Here is a 20,921-nt window from a genome sequence, read left to right as displayed (position 1 = left end):
CCGATTTGCGCTTGACTTCGAGCGCGCTCTAACCTGTAGCAACAGGGCGTCGTGACGGACAGAGCAGGCCATGAAGATCGGCGACCTCGCTAGGCGAACCGGGCTGACCGCCCATACGCTGCGCTATTACGAGCGGATCGGGCTGTTGCCCCGCGCCTCGCGCGATGCGTCGGGCCAGCGTGACTACGACGCCTCGATCCTGGTCTGGATCGCGTTTCTCGGTCGCCTCAAGACCACCGGGATGCCGATCCGGGACATGCTGCGCTACGCGAAACTACGCGCCCGCGGGGCTGCGACGGAGGACGCCCGACGCGTCCTGCTGCAGCAGCACCGCGACAAGGTGCAGGCGCATGTCGCCGAACTCAAAGCCTGCCTGACCGTCCTCGACACCAAGATCGCCGGCTATGCCGCCGGCGCCAGCAAGGTGGAGACGGACGATGACGCAACTCACAACCGACCAGCACGAAAGGTACGCGCGCGGGCTGCGCGCGCTCGCGGCGATTGACGGCGACGCCGGCCACAAGGTGATCGATTCGCTGGCCGAGATCGCGCCGGATTTCGCCCGCTATGTGATCGAGTTTCCGTTCGGCGACATCTACAGCCGCCCCGGCCTCGACCTGCGCGCCCGCGAGATCGCGACCATCGCCGCCCTGACCGCGATGGGCAACGCCACGCCGCAGCTCAAGGTCCATATCGAGGCCGGGCTGAATGTCGGCCTCAGCCGCGCCGAGATCATCGAGATCATCATGCAGATGGCGGTCTATGCCGGATTCCCGGCGGCGCTGAACGGCCTGTTCGCAGCCAGGGACGTGTTCGCCGCGCGCACGGCATCCGGTCAGGCGCCCGCGGCATGACAAGCGTTTTCGCCTTCCGGGATCGTCGACCGACGACCGGAAGGCGCGCGCCGCGCGTGCCCAGCGCGTCGTAGACGCCGACAGCGGCCGACGCTCCGGCACTTTCCTGAGCTGATCGTTCCGGACTAGAATTGCTGGCCGAGCCGATCCGCGTCTCCGATTCGTGAGCCTCGATGCTTTCTACCCTGAACCGAACGCGAACCTGGCTCGCCGACTACGCCGCCAATCCCGACCCGCTCGCGGCGACCGGCAATCTGGTCGCGCTGGTGCTGGCCGGCAATACGCCGTTCTATCCGATCTATGTCGCGGTCGTCGCGGGCACGGGCGGAATGCCGTGGCTGCTGCTGACGCTGCTGTCGTTTCCGTTGTTCGCGCTCGTTCCCGCCCTCGCCCGTACCCATTCGCTGCTCGGGCGGATTGCGCTGTCGCTGACCGCGACCGGCAATACCGTGTTCTGCACCTGGCTGCTCGGCGTGCCGTCGGGGATCGAACTGTTTCTGCTGCCCTGCGCGACGCTGTCCAGCCTGCTGTTCCGCCGCAGCGAGCGGCTGCTGATGCTGCCCTTGGCCGGCTTGCCGGTGGCCGCTTATTTCTTTCTGCACGATCGCTACGGCGCGCCGCCGCACGCCTACCAGCCCGACGCCTACGCCGCGCTGTTCTCGATGAACGCCATCAGCGCCGCGATGATCTCGATCTTCATCGGAATCGTGTTTTCGGGCCTGTTCACCGATCCGGCCGACAGCGGCAAACCTTGAACAGGGCGGCGGCGCGAGGCGAACCGAGATGCTGAGACCAGACCCGCATTCCGCCGGCCGCAGCGCGCTCGACCTGTTCGCCTTCCTCGTCGTGCTGGGCGCGGCGATCGCCATCGCGGGGGCGATGTTCGCCGACTATTATCGCGCGCCGGATCTGCTGTGGCGCTATTTCTACCACGACCGCAATTCGCACTACAGCTTCGGCCTCGACCTTGCGCTCGCGATGCGGCAGCTCGATCCCGCGTGGTTCTTCTCCGAGCTGGAAAAGGCCAAGGTCTGGCCGCCGTTCCACGGGCTGGTGCTGAGCGTCGTGCTGCTGATCGGCGGCATCGATGTTCGCCTCGGCATCGTGCCGAGCCTGATCGGCTGGGTGGCGACGATCGCCTTCACATGGCTGATCGCGCGCCGGCTGTTCGCCGGCCGGATGGAGGGCCTGTTCGCCGCGGCGGTCGCGAGCATCCTGACCATGGCCAGCCCGGCGTTCCGGCTGATCAGCGCCGACGTGATGCTGGAAGGTCTCGGCGCCGGCCTCTCGGCCGCGGCGCTGTGGGCCTATCTGCGCGCGTCCGCTGAACCCGAGAAAGCCGCGCGGTGGCGGCTGCTCGCCGTGCTGCTCACCGTGCTGTTCTTCCACAAGGGCAATTACTGGGGCCTGCTGCTGGCGCCGATCGCGATCGCCTTCGCGTCCGAACGCTGGCGCGCCACCCTGGCGGTCGCCCGCGCGATCGGCCGGATCAAGGTCGGCGCAGCGATCGCAGCCCCCTTCCGGCAACCGCTGCTGATCCTCGCCGCGCTGGTGGCGGCGCTGGTCGGCTTCATCTACGCGCGCGGCCCGACGGCGCTGGAGCTGTTCGGCAAATCCGTGTCGCTGTATCCGCCGGAGAACCTGACGACCCTCGCCTATGCGCTGGTCTTCCTGTGGTGGGCGCTGTTCTGGTGGCGCCACAAGGCCGCGATCGACGCCGCGCTCGGCGTGCCCGGCCGCGCGCTGCTGTACTGGCACGTCACGCCGATCGCGATCTCGTTCCTGCTGCCGCACCGGCTGTCGCGCTTCCTGTGGTTCGTCGGGCCAGCCAACAGTCCGCAGCCCAGCACCGATCTGGCGCACAGTGCTCAGTTCTACTGGCACGTCTTCGCGGACGGCTTCCATACCCAACCCGGGCTGGCGATCCCCGCTGTGGGCTTCGCGGTGATCGGGGCGCTCGGCATCCGGCGTCTCGCGCCCGGCGCGCGCGTGGTGTTTCTGTTCGCCCTGCTGGCGTGGATCGGGGTGCTGATCCATCCGCAATACCAGGGTCGCTTCCTGTCGACCTGGCTGTTCGCGGTGTGGATCTGCACCGGTGCCGGCGCCGGACTGGCGCTCTTCTGGTTGCGGAGACGGCTGTCGCCATGGGTGCGCGGCATCGTCGCCGTCGCCGCCACGGCGTCGCTGCTGGTCGTCAATGTCGGCCACGCCATTCCGGAGGTGGCCTACGCCTCCGCGATCCACCCCCGTCCGGACAGCGGCCCGACCGATCTCGGTCTGGTCCGTCCCTATCTCGCGGAGCTGGACGGCGCCCGCGAGGTGACGGTGTTGACCACCTTCGGCTCCAGCAAGCTGTTCGCCTGGGTGATCCGCGAGCACTGCCGCTGCCACCGGCTCGTGCCCGATCCGTTCATCGCGGACCTCGCCTCGCGCGAGGACGTTCGCCGGGTGACGGCCGACAGGATCGCGCGATCGACCGCCGACATCATCGTGACCATCGATGCGCCGACCGGCCGCTACGAACTGCCTGCCGTCGGCTGGACCTATCCGAAAATGGCGGGCATCCTGGACGCCATGAACGATCAGACCCGCTACGCCCGTGGACCGAGCTACGACCTGCCGGACCAACAGGCGCAGGCGACGATCTGGCGGCGGCGCTGAGGCGGCTGCGGGCGCGCTGCGGCTCAGCGTTGCGCGATAGCGAGCAAATAGCGGCCATAGCCGCTGTTCGCGATCGGCTTCGCCAAAGCTTCGAGCTGATCGGCGTCGATCCACTTCATATGGAAGGCGATCTCTTCGGGGCAGCAGATCTTGAGGCCCTGCCGCTTTTCCAGGATGCGCACGAACTCGGCCGCCTCCAGCAGACTGTCCGGCGTCCCAGTATCGAGCCAAGCGAAACCGCGCCCCATCTTTTCGACGCGGAGTTGACCGCGTTCGAGATAGGCCCGGTTGAGATCGGTGATCTCGAGTTCGCCGCGCGCCGACGGTTTCAGCCCGGCGGCGATTTCGACGGCCTGTGAATCGTAGAAGTACACGCCGGTCACCGCCCAGTTGGATCGCGGGGTCGCCGGCTTCTCCTCGATCGAGAGCGCGGTCTGGTTGTCGTCGAATTCGACGACGCCGTAGGCCTGCGGATCGCGCACCTGATAGGCGAACACGGTGGCGCCGTCGCACTGGCCCGCCGCCTTCCGCAGCAGCGGAATCAGATCGTGGCCGTAAAACAGATTGTCGCCGAGCACGAGCGCGGAGGGCCCGCCGGCGACGAAATCGGCGCCGATGATGTAGGCCTGCGCCAGCCCTTCGGGGCGCGGCTGCTCGGCGTAGCTGAACGACATCCCCCAGCGCGCGCCGTCGCCGAGCAATTGCTGGAATCGCGGCAGGTCCGCCGGGGTCGAGATCACCAGGATGTCGCGGATGCCCGCCATCATCAGCGTCGACAGCGGGTAGTAGATCAGCGGCTTGTCGTAGATCGGCAGCAGCTGCTTAGAGGCCGACACCGTCATCGGATACAGCCGCGTCCCACTGCCGCCTGCGAGAATGATGCCCTTGGAAACGGTGGTCATGGCGATGCCTGTCTCAATGGTGGACGCGCCGCGCCGCCAGCAGCCGGTCGACGCAGGAGGGCAGCGAGTCCCGCCAATCCGGCAGCCGCACGCCGTGGCGCGCGGCCAGCCGTGCGGTGTCGAGGCGGGAATTGGCGGGCCGGCGCGCCGCGGTCGGATAGTCGGAGGTCGCGATCCGCTTCACCCGCGCCGCGGGACCGCCGGCGTCGGCCGAGCAGGCAAAGATCGCCTCGGCGAAGCCGGCCCAGTCGGTGTCGCCACGGCCGGTCATGTGAAACACGCCGCGTAGCGCCGCGTCGTCCGGACGCGCCAGCAGATTGCGAACCACCGTGAAGATGCCGTCCGCGATGTCGAGCGCGTAGCTCGGCGCACCGCGCTGGTCGCAGACGATAGAGAGTTCGTCGCGGGTCTCGGCGAGTGTCAGCATGGTGCGAACGAAGTTCTTGCCGAACGGGCTGTAGACCCAGGCCGTGCGCAGGATCGCGTGATCGGGATTGCCGGCCGCCACCGCGCGTTCGCCGGCGAGCTTGCTGGCGCCATAGACGCCGAGCGGGCCGGTCTCATCGTCCTCCCGATAGGGACGCGACAGGCTGCCGTCGAACACGTAGTCGGTGGACAGATGCACCACCGGAATGCCCAGGCGCGCAGCCGCGGCGGCGACTGCACCGGCGCCGGCTTCGTTGATGCGGTGAGCCAGCTCGGCCTCGGTTTCGGCGAGATCGACCGCCGTGTAGGCCGCGGCGTTGACCACCGCATCGGGCCGCGCTGCGGCCATCGCCTCGGCGACGGCGCGGGGCTGCTGCAGGTCGACCTCGGGACGGGCGAGCGGGACGATGTCGATATCGGCCGGCGCGCGCTCCAGCAGGGATCGGGCGACCTGGCCGTGACGGCCTGTGACGGCAAGGCGCATGAGCTACTCGAAGTAAGCCGGGAGAGACCGGAACGACGGCAGTTGCATATCCTTCTCCGACAGCACCGCCTGGTCGGCGGAGACCGGCCAGTCGATCGCGAGATCCGGATCGTTCCAAGCCACCCCGAGATCGTGCGCCGGCGCATAGTACCCGGTCACCTTGTAGAGCACCAACGTCTCCGGCTCGAGCGTACAGAAGCCGTGCGCGAAACCGACCGGCACCAGCAATTGCTTGCCGTTGTCGGCGGAGAGTTCTTCGGCCACCCATCGGCCATAGGTCGGCGACGTGCGGCGCAGATCGACGGCGACGTCGAGAATCCGGCCGCGCAACACGCGCACCAGCTTGTCCTGCGCCGCCGGGTGACTCTGGAAATGCAGGCCGCGGATCGTGCCGGCCCGGGCCGAGCTCGACTGATTGTCCTGCACGAAATCGAACGAAACGCCGTACTCGACGAAGCGGCGATGATTGTAGGTTTCGCAGAACACCCCGCGCGAATCGGCGAAGCCCTTGGGAACGATGATCTTGACGGCTTCGATCGCGGTCGGCGTCACTGTCAGCACGAATGTTCTCCCGGGCCGTCGTCAGACCGCGAGCCCGAGGCGTTCGCCCCGGTACGCGCCGGAGCGGACCCGCTTCCACCAGTCGACATTGGCGACATACCATTGCACGGTCCGACGCAACCCCGTCTCGAAATCGTAGCGCGGCCGCCAGCCGAGGTCGCGACCGATCTTGCTCGCATCGATGGCGTAGCGCAGGTCGTGGCCCGGCCGGTCGACGACGAATGCGATCAGTTGCTCGCGCGGACCGATGGCGCTGTCCGGCGCGAGTTCGTCGACGATGCGGCAGATGTCGCGCACCACCGAAAGATTGGTGTGCTCGTTGTGCCCGCCGATGTTGTAGCTGTCGCCGACGGCGCCCTCGGCGGCGACCAGCAGCAGCGCTTCGGCGTGATCGTCGACATGCAGCCAGTCGCGCACATTGGTGCCGGCGCCGTAGACCGGGAGCGGCTTGCCTTCCAGCGCATTGATGATCGTCAGCGCGATCAGCTTTTCCGGAAACTGATACGGGCCGTAATTGTTCGAGCAATTGGTCATCAGCGTCGGCAGGCCGTAGGTGTGATGCCAGGCGCGCACCAGATGGTCGGACCCGGCCTTCGATGCCGAATAGGGTGAATTGGGCTGGTAGGCCGTCTGCTCGTCGAAATAGCCGGTCGGCCCGAGTGAGCCGAACACTTCGTCGGTCGAGATGTGGTGGAAGCGGAAACCGGCCTTCCGATCGGCCGGCAGCGCGCGCCAATGCGCCAGCGCCGCCTGCAGCAGAACGAAGGTGCCGACGACGTTGGTCTGAATGAACTCGGCCGGACCGTCGATCGAGCGGTCGACATGACTTTCCGCGGCGAGGTGCATCACCACATCCGGGGAGAAGTCGGCGACGATCCGCCGGATCGCGCCGGCATCGGCGATGTCGGCGCGTTCGAAACGAAAGCGCGGATCGGACGACACCGGGGCGAGCGATTCCAGATTGCCCGCATAGGTCAGCTTGTCGACGACGAGCACCTCGTGGCCGGTCGTCTCGATCAGACGACGGACCACCGCCGAGCCGATGAAGCCCGCGCCGCCTGTGATGATGAATCGTCTGGTCATCGGTTCGCCTGTTTCCGGACGGGCATCGTTGCTCGGGGCGACGGACGCCCGATGCAGCCGGCGGCGGCCGCGCCCCGGCACGCCGATCGGCGACGATTGCAATCCATTGAAAGTGGCATTTCAACTCTGCGGACGTGAAGGCGGCTGGCCGATCGGCTCTGCATGTGCAGCGCAATCGCACGTCACAGCGTGCGGTAACGCTCGTCGGGCTGCACGCCGAGCGAGATCAACCCGACATTCAAACGTGTTCGCGCTCTCCCGTCTTGCGCCCGAGGCTGTTTTTCAGATTAAAATAGTCGCATATCTTCGGCAACCCGCCTGTTATAGGGTTGGACTGCGAAAAAGCCGGCAAAGGCACGCAAGGGCATCCCGCCACCACACAGCAATGCTGGGGCGAAGGGTGACCGGGGGAGGAACGGGTTTGGAACACGCGTTGGAAGTGCGCAATGTGTCCTTGCGTTTCGGCGGCGTCCGCGCGCTGAGCGAGGTCAGCTTCGCCGTGAACGACGGCGAGCTGTTTTCCATCATCGGCCCCAACGGCGCCGGCAAGACCTCGATCGTCAACTGCATCTCCGGCCGTTACCGGCCGACCGAAGGCCAGCTGTTCTACCACGGCCGCGACATCACCGGCCTCAAGCCGAACGCCCGCGCCCCGCTCGGCATCGGCCGCACCTTCCAGAATCTCGCGCTGTTCCACCACATGAGCGTGCTCGACAACATCATGGTCGGGCGCCATCACCTTCTGAAAAACAACTTCTTCACCGGCGCGCTGTACTGGCTCGGCGCCCGGCGCGAGGAACTCGAACATCGCCACAAGGTCGAGGAGATCATCGACTTCCTCGACCTGCAGTCGGTGCGCAAGGCGACCGCCGGCACCCTCTCCTACGGCCTGCGCAAGCGCGTCGAGCTGGCGCGCGCGATGGCGCTGGAGCCGAAGCTGATCCTGCTCGACGAGCCGATGGCCGGCATGAACTTCGAAGAGAAGGAGGACATGGCCCGCTACATCGTCGACCTCAACGAAGAGTTCGGCATGACGGTGGTGATGATCGAGCACGACATGGGCGTGGTGATGGACATCTCCAATCGCGTGGTGGTGCTGGATTTCGGCCGCAAGATCGCCGAGGGCGAGCCGGCCGAGGTGCTGGCCGATCCGCACGTCAAGCGCGCTTATCTCGGCGAGGAGGACGAGGTGCTGGTCGATCCGGACGACATGCCCAGCCATCCGAGCACTGCGGAGCATGTCGCATGATGGACTATGCCGGCCGCGTCGCGGCAGCCGATACGTTTCCGAAGCTGCTGCGGCTGAATGCGCGAGAGTTCGGCGAACAGATCGCCTTGCGCGAAAAATCGCTCGGACTGTGGCGTGTCTTCACCTGGGCCGACTACCAGAGCCGGGTGCACGATTTCGCGCTCGGCATGATCGAGCTCGGGCTCGGTCGCGGCGACGTCATCGGCATCATCGGCGACAACCGGCCGGACTGGGTGTCCGCCGAGATCGCCACGCACGCCATCGGCGCGATGAGCCTCGGGCTGTATCGCGACGTGCTCGACGAGGAAGCCGCCTATCTCCTGACCTATGGCGAGGCCAAGCTGGTTTTCGCCGAGGACGAGGAGCAGGTCGACAAGCTGCTGCTGCTCGCCGAGCGGGTGCCGAACCTCAAGCACATCGTCTATTCGGATCCGCGCGGGATGCGCAAATACGACGACCCGCGGCTGCTGCCGGCCGACACGCTGGCGGCGATGGGCCGCGCCCGCGCGGCGCGCGAGCCGGGGATCTACGATCGCCTGGTCGATGCGACGGGCGGCGAGGACGTCGCGATCCTCTGCACCACTTCGGGCACCACCGCGCATCCCAAGCTGGCAATGCTGGCCGCGGGGCGCGTGCTGAAACATTGCGCGACGTATCTCAGCTTCGACCCGAAGGGGCCGGACGACGAATACGTCTCGGTGCTGCCGCTGCCGTGGATCATGGAGCAGGTCTACGCGCTCGGCAAAGGGCTGTTGTGCCGGATGAAAGTCAATTTCGTCGAAGAACCCGACACCATGATGAACGACTTCCGCGAGATCGCGCCGACCTTCGTGCTGTTCGCGCCGCGCGTCTGGGAAGGCATCGCCGCGGATGTGCGCGCGCGGGTGATGGACGCCTCGCCACTGAAACAGCGGCTGTACGAGACCGGCATGAAAGCGGGGCTCGCGGCGCTCGCCGAGGGCAAGCATTCGGCCTTCGCCGACGCCGTGCTGTTCCGCGCGCTGCGCGACCGGCTCGGCTTCACGCGGCTGCGCTCGGCGGCGACCGGCGGCGCGGCGCTCGGCCCGGATACTTTCAAGTTCTTCCGCGCGATGGGCGTGCCGCTGCGCACGCTGTACGGCCAGACCGAACTGCTCGGCGCCTACACGCTGCACAGAGCGGACGCGGTCGATCCCGACACCACCGGCGTGGCGATGGGCGCCGAGATCGAGATCAAGGTCGAGAACCCCGATGTCCAGGGCATCGGCGAGATCGTGGTGCGCCACCCCAACATGTATCTCGGCTACTACAAGAACGAGGAAGCATCCAAAGCCGACATGCAGGACGGCTGGATGCAATCCGGCGACGCCGGCTATTTCAACGCGGCCGGCCAGCTCGTGGTGATCGACCGCATCAAGGATCTCGCCGAGACCTCGCACGGCGAGAAATTCTCGCCGCAATATATCGAGAACAAGCTGAAATTCTCGCCCTATGTGGCCGAAGCCGTGGTGCTCGGCGCCGGCCGCGACCGGCTCGCGGCGATGATCTGCATCCGCTATTCGATCATCTCGAAATGGGCCGAGAAGAAGCGGATCGGCTTCACCACCTATTCGGACCTCGCGTCGCGGCCCGAGGTCTACGAGATGCTGCGCAGCGAGGTCGAATCGGTCAATGCGACGCTGCCGCCGGCGCAGCGGATCGCCCGCTTCCTGCTGCTCTACAAGGAGCTCGACGCCGACGACGGCGAACTCACCCGCACCCGCAAGGTCCGCCGCTCGGTGATCAATGAGAAATACGCCGACATCATCGACGGCATCTATGGCGGCCGGAGCGAGATCCCGGTCGACACCCAGATCCAGTTTCAGGACGGTACCACCCAACGCATCCGAACGACGCTGAAGGTGGTCGACCTCGCCAGCGGCCACGCGCATGCGGAGGCGGCGGAATGAGTTGTCGGCCTCGGAAAGATTGTCTGGCACGCCAGCTCGGCCGCGTTGAGACGCCCCCTCACCCGGATCACCGCTTCGCGATGATCCGACCTCTCCCCGCGCGCGGGGAGAGGTGCGCACTGCTCGGGGACATTTCTGAAGGCAGAGCGCCGGAGCTTAACCTCTCCCCGCTTGCGGGGAGAGGTCGGATCGCGTCAGCGATCCGGGTGAGGGGGCGCCTCCGCGAGCACAGCGGCGAGGCCTTCCAAAACGCCTTCGATGTTATGCAGGACATCGTTGTTCCAGAATCGCACGACGCGGTAATTGTGCTCGCGCAGCCAGTGGTCGCGCACCGCATCTCCCTTACTCTCCGCATGCTGCCCGCCATCGACCTCGACGATGAGGCGGAGCTCCCTGCACAGGAAATCCACCGTGTAGGGGCCGATCGGCTCTTGCCGCACAAATTTGAAGCCGAGCAGCGACCGGGATCGAAGCCGCTGCCACAGCGCATTCTCGGCATCCGTCGCGTTCCGGCGCAGGTTTCGAGCCCGGTTGGTTTGATGCTCTCTGGCTTCTCGCATGTCGAGGCGCCCCCTCACCCGGATCACCGCTTCGCGGTGACCCGACGTCTCCCCGCACGCGGGGAGAGGTGCAAACCTAGCGCGCTTTCAGGTTTCCGTCAGCATCGAGCCGCCGCATGAACACACAGCTTCTGTTCCAGCTTCTCGTCAACGGCCTCGTCGTCGGCACGCTGTACGGCGTGGTGGCGATGAGTTTCGTGCTGATCTACAAGGCCACGCAGGTCGTCAACTTCGCGCAGGGCGAATTGCTGCTGATCGGCGCCTGGGTGTGCTGGGCGCTGCTCGCCAAGTATCAGGTGCCGTTCTATGTCGGCATGCCGCTGACGCTGGTGTTCATGTTCGCGTTCGGCATCGCGATCCAGATCATCGTGTTGCGGCCGATGATCGGCGAACCAATCATCTCGGTGATCATGGTGACGATCGCGCTGTCGACGGTGTTCCAGGCGACGCTGAAATGGATCTTCGGCGTCAACCCGCAGCCGTTCCCGCAGATCTTCACCACCCAGTCGGTGTCGTTCGCAGGCTTCCAGCTGCAGACCGTCTATGTGATGAGTCTGGTGGTCTCGGTGGCGATGATGATCGGCATGGCGTGGTTCTTCAAAGTGTCGAAATACGGACTGGCGATGCGCGCCACCGCGTTCAACCAGCAGGTCGCGCAGTCGCTCGGCATCTCGGTGAAGAGCGTGTTCGCGATGGCCTGGGCGATCTCCGCCACCGTCTCGGCGGTCGCCGGCGTCGTCGTCGCGGTGGTCAACGGCGTGTCGTCGGGGCTGTCGGCCTACGGCATCAAGGTGTTTCCGGCGGCGATCCTCGGCGGTCTCGACTCGATCGGCGGCGCCGTGCTCGGCGGCATCATCATCGGCCTCTTGGAAAACCTCGCCCAATACATCGACAGCGAATATCTGCACTGGGGCAATCTCTACGAGATCGCGCCGTTCTACGTGCTGATCATCATCCTGATGATCAAGCCCTACGGCCTGTTCGGCACCAAGGACATCGAGCGCATCTGACATGGCAAGCCCGTCACTGATTCCCGCCGGCGATTTCCGCACCAGCTACGCCGCCGACACCACGATCTTCCCGACCAGGACCAGCCGCAACGCGGCGATCCTCGGCATCGTGCTGATCTCGTTCGCGCCGCTGGTGCTGTCGGGCTACTGGCTGAGCGTGCTGATCCAGATCGGCATTTTCGGCATCGCCGCGCTCGGCCTGAACATCCTGGTCGGCTTCACCGGGCAGATCTCGATCGGCCACGCCGCGTTCTTCCTGCTCGGCGCCTACACCTCGGCCTATCTCAACAACAATCTGCCGATCCCGGTATTCTTCACCATCCCGCTCGCCGGCGTGATCACCGCCCTGGTCGGCCTCGTGTTCGGGCTGCCGGCGGCGCGGCTGAAGGGGCTGTATCTCGTCATCGCGACGCTGGCGGCGCAATACATCCTGATCGACTTCTTCTCCCGCGCCGAATGGTTCTCCGGCGGCTCGGTGCCGGCCTCGGCCAATCCGTTCTCGCTGTTCGGCTACATGCTGCGCGGCGACAAGCAATATTTCTACGTCGTGCTGGTCTATCTCCTGGTCAGCTATCTGCTGGTGACCAATCTGATGCGGAGCCGCGACGGCCGGGCGCTGGTGGCGGTGCGCGACCATTATCTCTCCGCCGAGATCATGGGCATCAACCTCACCAAATATCGCACGCTGTCGTTCGGCCTCGCCGCGTTCTTTGCCGGCATCGCGGGCGCGCTGTACGCGCATTACCAGCTCGTGGTGTCGAACGAAGGCTTCGGCATCGAGCGCTCGATCCTGTTCCTGGCGATGATCATCATCGGCGGCATCGGCTCGATCTCGGGCACGCTGATGGGCACGGCTTTCGTCGTGCTGCTGCCGGAAGCGATGGAATGGATCAGCATGGAGCTGAAGGGCGGCGTCATCGACCGCGCGTTGCAGCTCAACAACAATCTGACCTTCCTGCGCGAGATCGCGATCGGCCTGATCATCATCGCCTTCCTGGTGTTCGAGCCGGACGGCCTGGCGCACCGCTGGCGGCAGATCAAGGCGTACTGGAAACTCTACCCGTTTTCGCATTGAGGCCGGAACGACACGACACCACCAAAAACTCGACAAGAACCACAGGAGGAGAACCAAGCATGACGATGAAATCACTGTTGAGCACGGCGTCGCTGGCGCTGCTGATCGCCGCGACGTCGGCCACCGCGCAGGCGCAGATCGCGATCGGCCATCTCGCCGATTATTCCGGCGGCACCTCGGACGTCGGCACGCCCTACGGCCAGGCCGTCGCCGACACCTTCGCTTGGGTCAACAAGAACGGCGGCGTCGGCGGCAAGCAGCTCAATGTCGACACCAACGACTACGGCTACCAGGTGCCGCGCGCGATCGCGCTGTACAAGAAATGGTCGGGCGGCGACAAGGTCGCGGCGATCATGGGCTGGGGCACCGCCGACACCGAGGCGCTGACCGGCTTCCTCGCCCAGGACAAGATCCCCGACATGTCGGGCTCCTACGCCGCGGCGCTGACCGACCCCGAAGGCACCAGCGGCAAGGCCAAGCCGGCGCCGTACAACTTCTTCTATGGCCCGTCCTATTCCGATGCGGTGCGCGCCGAACTGATGTGGGCCGCCGAGGACTGGAAGGCCAAGGGCAAGACCGGCGCGCCGAAATTCGTCCACATGGGCGCCAATCATCCCTACCCCAACGCGCCCAAGGCCGCCGGCGAAGCGCTCGCCAAGGAGCTCGGCTTCGAGGTGCTGCCGCCGCTGGTGTTCGCGCTGTCGCCGGGCGACTACAGCGCCCAGTGCCTCAGCCTGAAGAGCTCGGGCGCCAACTACGCCTATCTCGGCAACACCGCGGCCTCGAATATTTCGGTGATGAAGGCCTGCAAGGCCGCCGGCGTCGACGTGCAGTTCATGAGCAACGTCTGGGGCATGGACGAGAACGCCGCCAAGGCCGCGGGCGACGCCGCCGATGGCGTGATCTTCCCGCTGCGGACTGCGGTCGCCTGGGGCGGCAACGCGCCCGGCATGAAGACGGTGGAGACGATCTCCAAGATGTCGGACCCGTCCGGCAATGTGTATCGGCCGGTGCATTACGTCGCCGCGGTGTGCTCGGCGATGTACATGAAGGAAGCGCTCGACTGGGCCGCCAAGAACGGCGGCGCCACCGGCGAGAACGTCGCCAAGGGCTTCTACCAGAAGAAGGACTGGGTGCCGGCCGGGATGGAGGGCGTCTGCAACCCGTCGACCTGGACCGCCAAGGACCACCGCGGCACGATGAAGATCGACCTGTATCGCGCCAAGGTGTCGGGCGCGACCGATGGCGACCTCAAGGACCTGATCGCGAAGGGCACGATCAAGCTCGAAAAGGTCAAGACCGTCGACCTGCCGCGCAAGCCGGAATGGTTCGGCTGGTGAGCTGACGACACGCGCGCGATCACCCTCTCCCCGCGCGCGGGGAGAGGGTGACGCGACAAGCGAAGCTTGTCGCGTCGGGTGAGGGGGCGTCGGAGATTGACGCTGGCGCCCCCTCACCCGGATCCCTCGCTACGCTCAGGCTCCGACCTCTCCCCGCAAGCGGGGAGAGGTTAGCAAGAGCCGCGTTCGCAAGATTCAATTGGGAGCAAGGCTCGTGCAGACGAACACCGAAATTGCTAACCGCCCCGCCGCCGCCCCCGCAGTCGCCCCCCTCCTCAGCGTCAAGAACATCGAGGTGGTCTATGACGACGTCATCCTGGTGCTGCGCGGCCTCAGCCTCGACGTGCCGAAAGGCGCGATCGTGGCGCTGCTCGGCGCCAACGGCGCCGGCAAGTCGACGACGCTGAAGGCGATCTCCGGCCTGTTGAAGACCGAGGACGGCGAGGTCACCCGCGGCGAGATCCTGTTCGACGGCGAGCGGATCGACGGCACCGATCCGGACAAGATCGTGCGCCGCGGCATCTTTCAGGTGATGGAGGGCCGCCGCATCGTCTCCGACATGACCTCGCTGGAAAACCTGCGGCTCGGCGCCTTCACCCGCAGCGACCGTAACGTCGCCGCCGACATCGACATGGTCTACGACTACTTCCCGCGGCTGAAGGAGCGTACCGGGCTCGCCGGTTATCTGAGCGGCGGCGAGCAGCAGATGCTGGCGATCGGCCGCGCGCTGATGGCGCGGCCGAAGATGATCCTGATGGACGAGCCGTCGATGGGCCTGTCGCCGCTGCTGGTGAAGGAAGTGTTCTCGATCATCAAGCAGATCAACCGCGACCTCGGCGTCACCATCCTGCTGGTGGAGCAGAACGCCCGCGCCGCGCTGTCGGTGGCCAGCCACGGCTACATCATGGAACAGGGCAAGGTCGTGCTCGACGGCACCGCCGACGAGCTGCGCGACAACGAGGACGTCAAGGAGTTCTACCTCGGCGGCGCCGGCGACCAGAGGAAGAGCTTCAAGAATCTGAAGAGCTTCAAGCGACGCAAGCGCTGGCTCTAGGGGATCGGCGACGACCGCTCGATGCAAAGAGATCCGGCACGCGACATCGGCGCGTTCGATCGGTCGGCCGCGCCGGCCGATGCGGCCGTCGAGACAGGTTCGCCTCGACAGATCAGAGCTTGTGATACGCTCGATACCACGCCGCGAATGCGGCGACGCCACGCTCGATCGTCGTCGACGGGCGGAATCCGATGTCCCGCATCAGATCCTCGACGTCGGCGTAGGTTGCAGGCACGTCCCCGGGCTGCATCGGCAGCATCTCCTTCTGGGCCGGACGCCCAAATTCCTTCTCCAGCAGCGAAACCACGTGGAGCAGTTCTTCCGGGTTGTTGTTGCCGATATTGTAGATCTTCCACGGCGCGGTGCTGCTCGCCGGATCCGGATGATCGCCGGACCAAGCCGCATTGCCTTGTGGCGGCTTGTCCACCAGCCTGACGATGGCCTCGCTCACGTCGTCCACATAGGTGAAGTCGCGGCGCATCATGCCGCGGTTGAACAGCTTGATCGGGGCGCCTTCCGTAATGGCCTTGGCGAAGATGAACATCGCCATATCGGGCCGCCCCCACGGACCATAAACGGTGAAGAACCGCAGCCCGGTGGTCGGGATTCGATACAGATGGCTGTAGGCATGCGCCATCAGCTCATTGGCCTTCTTCGTGGCCGCGTACAGACTGATCGGGTGATCGACATTGTCCTGGACCGCAAACGGCAGCTTCGTATTGGCCCCATAGACCGACGAGGACGACGCATACAGCAGATGCCGGCATCCGTTGTGCCGACAGCCCTCGAGCACGTTGATGAAACCCTCGAGGTTGGAATCGATATAGGCATAGGGATTTTCGATCGAGTAGCGAACCCCGGCCTGCGCTGCGAGGTGAATCACCACGGCGAACCGGTACTCTGCGAAGAGCGCCTTGATCGCCCCGCGATCCGCGAGATCGAGCTTCACGAAGGTGAAATCCGGATTGCGCTGCAGGATGTCGAGCCGCGCCCGCTTCAGCGCCGGATCGTAGTAGTCGTTCAGAACGTCGAGGCCGACGACCTTGCTTCCCTTGGCCAGCAATTGCTGCGTGACGTGGAAGCCGATAAAGCCGGCAGCGCCGGTCACCAGAACGGGCGGAGTTCCCATGAATGACGCTTTCGTTAGAGCCGCAGCAGCTCGATATCGGCGGGCTTTGCGCTTCGATCCAATTTGGCCTTGACGTCGAACACGATGCCCTTGCCGCCGTGAAGCAATGTCTGGATCCGCGGCCACCCGAGTTGCAGAAAATCGTCGTGAGCAACAGCAACGATCACGGCGTCGGCCGGCTGCAGCTTGTCCAGATCGACCGGCTCGATCCCGTACTCCCGCGAAGCGTCGCCGGGGTTCGCCCAAGGATCGCAGATCTGAACTGCAACGCCGAACGATTCCAGCTCACGCACGATGTCCACCACTTTGGTGTTGCGGATGTCGGGAACGTTCTCCTTGAACGTCAGGCCGAGGATCGTCACGGTTTCGCTCCGATATCGGCACCGCATCATCCGGCGGATGCACTGACGGGCAATCTCCGCTCCCATGGCGTCGTTGATCCGGCGACCCGCCAGGATGACTTCAGGATGATAGCCTGCTTTTTCCGCCCGGAAGGTCAGATAGTAAGGGTCCACGCCGATGCAGTGTCCACCCACCAGTCCGGGCTGAAACGGCAGGAAATTCCATTTCGTTCTCGCCGCCGCAAGAACGTCATCGGTATCGATTTCCAGAGACTGGAAGATCAGAGCCAGCTCGTTCATGAAAGCGATGTTGAGGTCGCGCTGAGTATTCTCGATGACCTTGGCGGCTTCCGCGACCTTGATCGAGGGCGCCCGGTAGATGCCGGCGGTGACGACCGAACCATAGACGTCGGCGACGATGTCGAGAGATTCGGCGTCCTGGGCCGAGACGACTTTGGTGATGGTTTCGAACCTGTGGTTCTTGTCGCCGGGATTGATCCGCTCCGGCGAGTATCCGACCTTGAAGTCGACTCCCGCCAGGAGTCCCGACGCCTGCTCGAGAACGGGAAGACACTCTTCTTCGACTGCGCCCGGATAGACGGTCGACTCGTAGACGACGATATCGTTTTTCTTCAGGACCGACCCCACCGCGCGCGAGGCGGACAACATCGCACCGAGGTCGGGCCGACGCGCGTCATCGAGCGGCGTGGGGACCGCCACAATGTAGAAATCGCATCCCGACAATTCGGCGACGACACTGGTGAACTTGATCGAGGCGCCGCGCAGCGCGTCCGGCTCGACCTCGCGCGTTCGGTCGAAGCCTTCATTCAGCTCGGAGATCCGCACGCGATCGACATCGAAGCCGACCACCTGGTACGAACGGGCAAATCCAATAGCAACTGGCAAGCCCACATATCCGAGACCGACGACCGCAATCTTCCGCATATTCGATCAAACTCCGAGCCGCGGGGCCGTCGATGACGGCCAAAACGCTGCCATCGTTAGCCTTTGTGCCGCGGCGAGGGCAATAGCAATCTGCGCGCCGAAACCCGTGATGATCGATCAAATCGGGCGCATTTTCCGCGCCGGATCCGGCGAATTGCAACCGGCTCCGCGCCCCGCCGGGCGACCGGAACGCCCGTATTTTGCAGCGGGCGGCGCTTCCGGTACAGTCGCGCGCTGACATTCAGGATTCGAGTTCATGGCCAAGACCGCACTGATATTCGGGATCTCCGGACAGGATGGCGCCCTGCTTGCGCTGCATCTGCTGGAGCGCGGATACGAGGTCCATGGCACGTCGCGTGACAAGGAATTGTCGAGCTTCGCGAACCTCAGGCGTGTCGGAATTCAGGATCGGGTTCGGCTGTATTCCGCCAGCCTCACGGACTTCCGCAGCGTGCTGCAGGTCGTCGCCGACGCCGCCCCCAGCGAGATCTACAACCTGGCGGGGCAATCGTCGGTCAGCCTGTCGTTCGAACAGCCGGTCGAAACCCTGGATTCCACGATCTTCGGGCCCCTCAACATTCTCGAATCGATCCGGCTTCTGAAGCTCGATGCGCGGCTCTACAACGCCTGCTCGAGTGAGTGTTTCGGCAATACCGAGCTGGCGGCGACCGAACAGACCCCGTTCAATCCGCGAAGTCCCTACGGCGTCGGCAAGGCGGCCGCATTCTGGACCGTCGCCAATTATCGCGATGCTTACGGCTTGTTCGCCTGCTCCGGCATCCTGTTCAATCACGACTCGCCGTTGCGTCCCCGTCGGTTCGTCACGCGCAAGATCGTCGCCGGCGCGGCCGATATCGCCGAGAAGAAATCCGACCGTCTGATGCTCGGCAGCCTGCATGTCGCGCGCGACTTCGGCTGGGCGCCGGAATACGTCGAAGCAATGGCGATGATGCTGGGCGCGGACAGCCCCGGAGACTACGTCATCGCAACGGGACAAACGCACTCGCTCGAGAGCTTTGTCGACAAGGCGTTTGCATTTTTCGGTCTGGATTGGCGCCGCCATGTCGAGATCGACGATCGCCTGATGCGTCCGACGGAAATCGTGACCAGCGCGGGAAACCCCGAGAAGGCCAAGCGGGTGCTGGGCTGGGAAGCAACCGTGACCATGGAAGAGGTGGTGCGTAGACTTTCGGAAGCCGAGTTGAGTCTACGGCACGACGCTTCCGCCTGAGCGCTCCGACAGAAACGCCGCGGCCGTTCTGCGCAGCCCTTCGTCGACCGAGACCGGCGGCGTCCATTCCAGAAGCTGCCGGGCCTTGCCGATCTCCAGCGAGAGCGAGTTCTGGAGTCGGCTGATCGCGGCTCCCTGACCGGCGAGCCTGGCGAGCCTTTCCAGCAAAACCGGCGGAAACGGCAGCAGCCGCGCCCGGACTTCGAGCGCCGCGGCCAGCCGCGTCAGCAGTGCAGGCGTCGAAAGGTCCTCGCCGTCGCTCACCAGAAAGGTCTGATTGGCGGCCGCCGGGTGAACGAGGCTGGTCATGATGACGTCCACCAGATTGTCGACGCCGATCAGGCTTCTCCGGTTCTCGATGCTGCCCAGCGGCAACGGGACTCCGCGGTGCAGCCAGCGCATCATGGTCCGGAAATTCGCACGAACGCCCGGACCGTAGACCAGCGGAGGACGCAGGATGACGAGGCCCGGCTCTCGCCAAGCGAGCGTCCGCAATCCGATCTCGGCCTCGAGCTTGGAGATCCCGTACGGGTCGACGGGCGCAGGCCCGTCGGTTTCCGATATCGAACGGCCCGGTGCCGTTTCCTCGCCGTTCACCTTGACCGAACTGACGAACACGAAGCGGCGCACATGCGCGGCGGCGTGGCGTCCGAGGTTCATCGTGCCCTCGACATTCGTGAGCCGATACTCCGCGAGCGGATCCGCGCTGCCGTCATTCATGACGTGAACTCGCGCGCCGAGGTGGACCACGGCGTCGCACCCCTGCAATGCCGGCCCCCAATCGAAATCGCGATCGAGCCGCGTCCCACGCACGAGGTCGATTCCCGGCGGCAGCCCCTGCTCGTTGCGATGAACCGCGGCCCGGAATGATACGCCCTGCCGCACAAGGCGCTGCACCAGGTGCCGGCCGACAAATCCCGACGCTCCGACCAGCAGGACCTTCACGTCGGTTCCAGTCCGCGGTAGACGCTCAGGGTCTGGGCGACGACATGCTCCAGAGCGAATTCGGTTTCGACGCGCTTCCTGCCTCTCGATCCCATCGCCGCCCGCCGGTCGGGATCCTCCAGCAGGACCTTGATCGCCGCTGCCAGTTGGCCGATATCGCCGGCCGGAACCAGCTTGCCGTTGTCGCCATCGGTGACGATCTCGCGGCACCCCGCAACGTCATAGGCGACGATGGCGCAGCCACCCGCCGCGGCTTCAATCAGGATCTTCGGCACGCCCTCGCCGTACGTCGTCGGCAGGCAGACCAGTGCCGCGCCGGCGATGATCGCGGGCATGTCGCTGCGATGCCCCCACCACTCCACGATGCCTTCGTTGTTGAGCCCCTCCAGCACCGATTGAGGGATCGACCCGGGATTGCCCGGATCCGGCGCTCCGAGAACGACGAAGCGGGCGGCGACGCCGTCTGCTTTCAGCAGCGACGCCGCCTTCACAAAATCGCCGATTCCCTTGTCCCAGATCATCCTGGACGCCAGGATCACGATAGGCGGACTGGATTCGGCGCGCTGCTCTGCGAACAATTGCATATCCACGCCTGATCCCTTGATGAGGCGAATGCGGTCCGCGGGAATCCCGATATTGGTGGCGAGCACGTTCGCATCGTCGGAGTTCTGCACGATTGTCAGCGTGCCCCTTCGCTTCAGGGCAATCGCCAGCAATGCCCTGATCGCGGGACGCAGCAACGCCGCCTTTCGGGTCTTGGAGGAGAATACGAAACCAAGACCCGCCAGATTGTTGACCACGCCACGGACGCCGGCCATACGCGCGGCAATTGAACCGTACAGCACCGGCTTGATCGCGATGTGATGGACGATATCCGGTTTGTACTGTCGGTACAGCGCGGCCAGTTCGGCTATCGCCGCCAGTTCGCCGATCGGATTGCGCCCACCGCGCCGCATGCTCCGCAATCCGATGGGCGTGATACCTTCCCTTGCGATGAGTTCGGCATGATCTCCCAGCCGTGTCGCGACGAGCACGTCGTATCCGGCGTCGCGCGCCGCGCGGGCCAGTGGCAGCCGGTGCGAGACGAAATACCAGTCCTCCGTGACCACGAACATCAGCCGCTTCTTGACAGGCACAGCGGAC

The 20,921-nt window shown here is 65.2% G+C and carries 20 protein-coding genes; 11 read left to right on the top strand and 9 right to left on the bottom strand.

Annotated features, from left to right (window positions below; genetic code table 11):
* Positions 1 to 70 precede the first annotated feature (70 nt).
* From RPB_RS07900 to RPB_RS07885, 4 genes are all read left to right on the top strand, one after another.
* Positions 71 to 505 carry a MerR family transcriptional regulator gene (locus RPB_RS07900; RefSeq protein ID WP_011440467.1) on the top strand — a complete coding sequence of 145 codons (435 nt, stop codon included), beginning with the start codon at positions 71 to 73 and terminating at the stop codon, positions 503 to 505.
* A complete protein-coding gene (locus RPB_RS07895; protein WP_041798080.1) occupies positions 438 to 854 on the top strand; it encodes a carboxymuconolactone decarboxylase family protein in 417 nt (138 codons plus the stop codon). Before RPB_RS07900 ends, RPB_RS07895 begins: the two co-directional genes overlap by 68 nt.
* A 173-nt stretch (positions 855 to 1,027) precedes the next feature.
* Complete coding sequence (locus RPB_RS07890) at positions 1,028 to 1,609, top strand: hypothetical protein (protein WP_011440465.1); 582 nt, start codon at positions 1,028 to 1,030, stop codon at positions 1,607 to 1,609.
* A gap of 28 nt (positions 1,610 to 1,637) precedes the next feature.
* Positions 1,638 to 3,515, top strand: a complete 1,878-nt coding sequence (locus RPB_RS07885; protein WP_011440464.1) for a glycosyltransferase family 39 protein — start codon at positions 1,638 to 1,640, stop codon at positions 3,513 to 3,515.
* 23 nt (positions 3,516 to 3,538) lie between these two features.
* Here the strand turns inward: RPB_RS07885 and rfbA are convergent, their stop codons facing one another.
* Genes rfbA through rfbB form a run of 4 tightly spaced genes read right to left on the bottom strand, consistent with a single transcriptional unit; the run spans position 3,539 to position 6,971 of the window.
* Positions 3,539 to 4,417: a glucose-1-phosphate thymidylyltransferase RfbA gene (gene rfbA, locus RPB_RS07880; protein WP_011440463.1), complete on the bottom strand. Its 879-nt coding sequence runs from the start codon at positions 4,415 to 4,417 to the stop codon at positions 3,539 to 3,541.
* A gap of 13 nt (positions 4,418 to 4,430) precedes the next feature.
* Positions 4,431 to 5,327, bottom strand: a complete 897-nt coding sequence (gene rfbD, locus RPB_RS07875) for a dTDP-4-dehydrorhamnose reductase (RefSeq protein WP_011440462.1) — start codon at positions 5,325 to 5,327, stop codon at positions 4,431 to 4,433.
* Between the two features lie 3 nt (positions 5,328 to 5,330).
* The gene (gene rfbC / locus RPB_RS07870; protein WP_011440461.1) at positions 5,331 to 5,888 is read right to left on the bottom strand and encodes a dTDP-4-dehydrorhamnose 3,5-epimerase; all 558 of its coding nucleotides are present in this window, start codon (positions 5,886 to 5,888) and stop codon (positions 5,331 to 5,333) included.
* 21 nt (positions 5,889 to 5,909) lie between these two features.
* Complete coding sequence (rfbB, locus tag RPB_RS07865) at positions 5,910 to 6,971, bottom strand: dTDP-glucose 4,6-dehydratase (RefSeq protein WP_011440460.1); 1,062 nt, start codon at positions 6,969 to 6,971, stop codon at positions 5,910 to 5,912.
* A 421-nt stretch (positions 6,972 to 7,392) separates the two neighbouring features.
* On the opposite strand from rfbB, the gene RPB_RS07860 reads away from it, so the two are divergent.
* Both RPB_RS07860 and RPB_RS07855 read left to right on the top strand, forming a co-directional pair.
* Positions 7,393 to 8,220, top strand: a complete 828-nt coding sequence (locus RPB_RS07860) for an ABC transporter ATP-binding protein (protein ID WP_041798078.1) — start codon at positions 7,393 to 7,395, stop codon at positions 8,218 to 8,220.
* Positions 8,217 to 10,148, top strand: a complete 1,932-nt coding sequence (locus RPB_RS07855; RefSeq protein ID WP_011440458.1) for a long-chain fatty acid--CoA ligase — start codon at positions 8,217 to 8,219, stop codon at positions 10,146 to 10,148. The genes RPB_RS07860 and RPB_RS07855 overlap by 4 nt, the downstream gene beginning before the upstream one ends.
* A gap of 194 nt (positions 10,149 to 10,342) precedes the next feature.
* Here RPB_RS07855 and RPB_RS07850 read toward each other — a convergent pair whose 3' ends face one another.
* Complete coding sequence (locus RPB_RS07850) at positions 10,343 to 10,708, bottom strand: endonuclease domain-containing protein (RefSeq protein ID WP_011440457.1); 366 nt, start codon at positions 10,706 to 10,708, stop codon at positions 10,343 to 10,345.
* Positions 10,709 to 10,824: 116 nt separating this feature from the next.
* Between RPB_RS07850 and RPB_RS07845 the strand changes: the two genes are divergently transcribed.
* The 4 genes from RPB_RS07845 (at position 10,825) to RPB_RS07830 (ending at position 15,187) form a co-directional block, all read left to right on the top strand.
* Positions 10,825 to 11,718 carry a branched-chain amino acid ABC transporter permease gene (locus RPB_RS07845; RefSeq protein WP_011440456.1) on the top strand — a complete coding sequence of 298 codons (894 nt, stop codon included), beginning with the start codon at positions 10,825 to 10,827 and terminating at the stop codon, positions 11,716 to 11,718.
* Between the two features lies 1 nt (position 11,719).
* A complete protein-coding gene (locus RPB_RS07840; protein ID WP_011440455.1) occupies positions 11,720 to 12,793 on the top strand; it encodes a branched-chain amino acid ABC transporter permease in 1,074 nt (357 codons plus the stop codon).
* A gap of 59 nt (positions 12,794 to 12,852) precedes the next feature.
* Positions 12,853 to 14,133 (top strand): ABC transporter substrate-binding protein, encoded by a 1,281-nt coding sequence (locus tag RPB_RS07835; protein ID WP_011440454.1) that lies wholly within the window; start codon positions 12,853 to 12,855, stop codon positions 14,131 to 14,133.
* A gap of 214 nt (positions 14,134 to 14,347) precedes the next feature.
* Positions 14,348 to 15,187 (top strand): ABC transporter ATP-binding protein, encoded by an 840-nt coding sequence (locus RPB_RS07830; protein ID WP_011440453.1) that lies wholly within the window; start codon positions 14,348 to 14,350, stop codon positions 15,185 to 15,187.
* A gap of 112 nt (positions 15,188 to 15,299) precedes the next feature.
* On the opposite strand, the gene RPB_RS07825 is transcribed toward RPB_RS07830, so the two are convergent.
* Both RPB_RS07825 and RPB_RS07820 read right to left on the bottom strand, forming a co-directional pair.
* Positions 15,300 to 16,316 carry an NAD-dependent epimerase gene (locus tag RPB_RS07825; protein WP_011440452.1) on the bottom strand — a complete coding sequence of 339 codons (1,017 nt, stop codon included), beginning with the start codon at positions 16,314 to 16,316 and terminating at the stop codon, positions 15,300 to 15,302.
* A 14-nt stretch (positions 16,317 to 16,330) separates the two neighbouring features.
* Positions 16,331 to 17,602: a nucleotide sugar dehydrogenase gene (locus RPB_RS07820; RefSeq protein WP_011440451.1), complete on the bottom strand. Its 1,272-nt coding sequence runs from the start codon at positions 17,600 to 17,602 to the stop codon at positions 16,331 to 16,333.
* A gap of 256 nt (positions 17,603 to 17,858) precedes the next feature.
* Between RPB_RS07820 and RPB_RS07815 the strand changes: the two genes are divergently transcribed.
* The gene (locus RPB_RS07815) at positions 17,859 to 18,833 is read left to right on the top strand and encodes a GDP-mannose 4,6-dehydratase (RefSeq protein ID WP_011440450.1); all 975 of its coding nucleotides are present in this window, start codon (positions 17,859 to 17,861) and stop codon (positions 18,831 to 18,833) included.
* Here RPB_RS07815 and RPB_RS07810 read toward each other — a convergent pair.
* A complete protein-coding gene (locus RPB_RS07810) occupies positions 18,810 to 19,778 on the bottom strand; it encodes an NAD-dependent epimerase/dehydratase family protein (RefSeq protein WP_041798076.1) in 969 nt (322 codons plus the stop codon). The genes RPB_RS07815 and RPB_RS07810 overlap by 24 nt on opposite strands.
* On the bottom strand, positions 19,775 to 20,914 hold the full coding sequence (locus RPB_RS07805; protein ID WP_011440448.1) for a glycosyltransferase family 4 protein: 1,140 nt from the start codon (positions 20,912 to 20,914) through the stop codon (positions 19,775 to 19,777). Before RPB_RS07805 ends, RPB_RS07810 begins: the two co-directional genes overlap by 4 nt.
* Positions 20,915 to 20,921: the final 7 nt, after the last annotated feature.

Origin of the sequence: Rhodopseudomonas palustris HaA2 (assembly GCF_000013365.1) — a bacterium.
Classification (GTDB): Bacteria; Pseudomonadota; Alphaproteobacteria; order Rhizobiales; family Xanthobacteraceae; genus Rhodopseudomonas; species Rhodopseudomonas palustris_J.
Note: the sequence above shows the minus strand (reverse complement) of the source record. Positions and strands in the feature narration are given on the sequence as shown.

Bases quoted from the DNA above. Each gene is read 5' to 3' on its own strand.
- RPB_RS07885 (WP_011440464.1), top strand. From the start codon at position 1,638: ATGCTGAGACCAGACCCGCATTCCGCCGGCCGCAGCGCGCTCGACCTG.
- rfbA (WP_011440463.1), bottom strand. From the start codon at position 4,417: ATGACCACCGTTTCCAAGGGCATCATTCTCGCAGGCGGCAGTGGGACG.
- rfbD (WP_011440462.1), bottom strand. From the start codon at position 5,327: ATGCGCCTTGCCGTCACAGGCCGTCACGGCCAGGTCGCCCGATCCCTG.
- RPB_RS07900 (WP_011440467.1), top strand. From the start codon at position 71: ATGAAGATCGGCGACCTCGCTAGGCGAACCGGGCTGACCGCCCATACG.
- RPB_RS07845 (WP_011440456.1), top strand. From the start codon at position 10,825: ATGAACACACAGCTTCTGTTCCAGCTTCTCGTCAACGGCCTCGTCGTC.
- RPB_RS07840 (WP_011440455.1), top strand. From the start codon at position 11,720: ATGGCAAGCCCGTCACTGATTCCCGCCGGCGATTTCCGCACCAGCTAC.
- RPB_RS07835 (WP_011440454.1), top strand. From the start codon at position 12,853: ATGACGATGAAATCACTGTTGAGCACGGCGTCGCTGGCGCTGCTGATC.
- RPB_RS07890 (WP_011440465.1), top strand. From the start codon at position 1,028: ATGCTTTCTACCCTGAACCGAACGCGAACCTGGCTCGCCGACTACGCC.
- RPB_RS07815 (WP_011440450.1), top strand. From the start codon at position 17,859: ATGGCCAAGACCGCACTGATATTCGGGATCTCCGGACAGGATGGCGCC.
- RPB_RS07855 (WP_011440458.1), top strand. From the start codon at position 8,217: ATGATGGACTATGCCGGCCGCGTCGCGGCAGCCGATACGTTTCCGAAG.
- RPB_RS07825 (WP_011440452.1), bottom strand. From the start codon at position 16,316: ATGGGAACTCCGCCCGTTCTGGTGACCGGCGCTGCCGGCTTTATCGGC.
- RPB_RS07850 (WP_011440457.1), bottom strand. From the start codon at position 10,708: ATGCGAGAAGCCAGAGAGCATCAAACCAACCGGGCTCGAAACCTGCGC.
- rfbB (WP_011440460.1), bottom strand. From the start codon at position 6,971: ATGACCAGACGATTCATCATCACAGGCGGCGCGGGCTTCATCGGCTCG.
- RPB_RS07895 (WP_041798080.1), top strand. From the start codon at position 438: ATGACGCAACTCACAACCGACCAGCACGAAAGGTACGCGCGCGGGCTG.
- RPB_RS07820 (WP_011440451.1), bottom strand. From the start codon at position 17,602: ATGCGGAAGATTGCGGTCGTCGGTCTCGGATATGTGGGCTTGCCAGTT.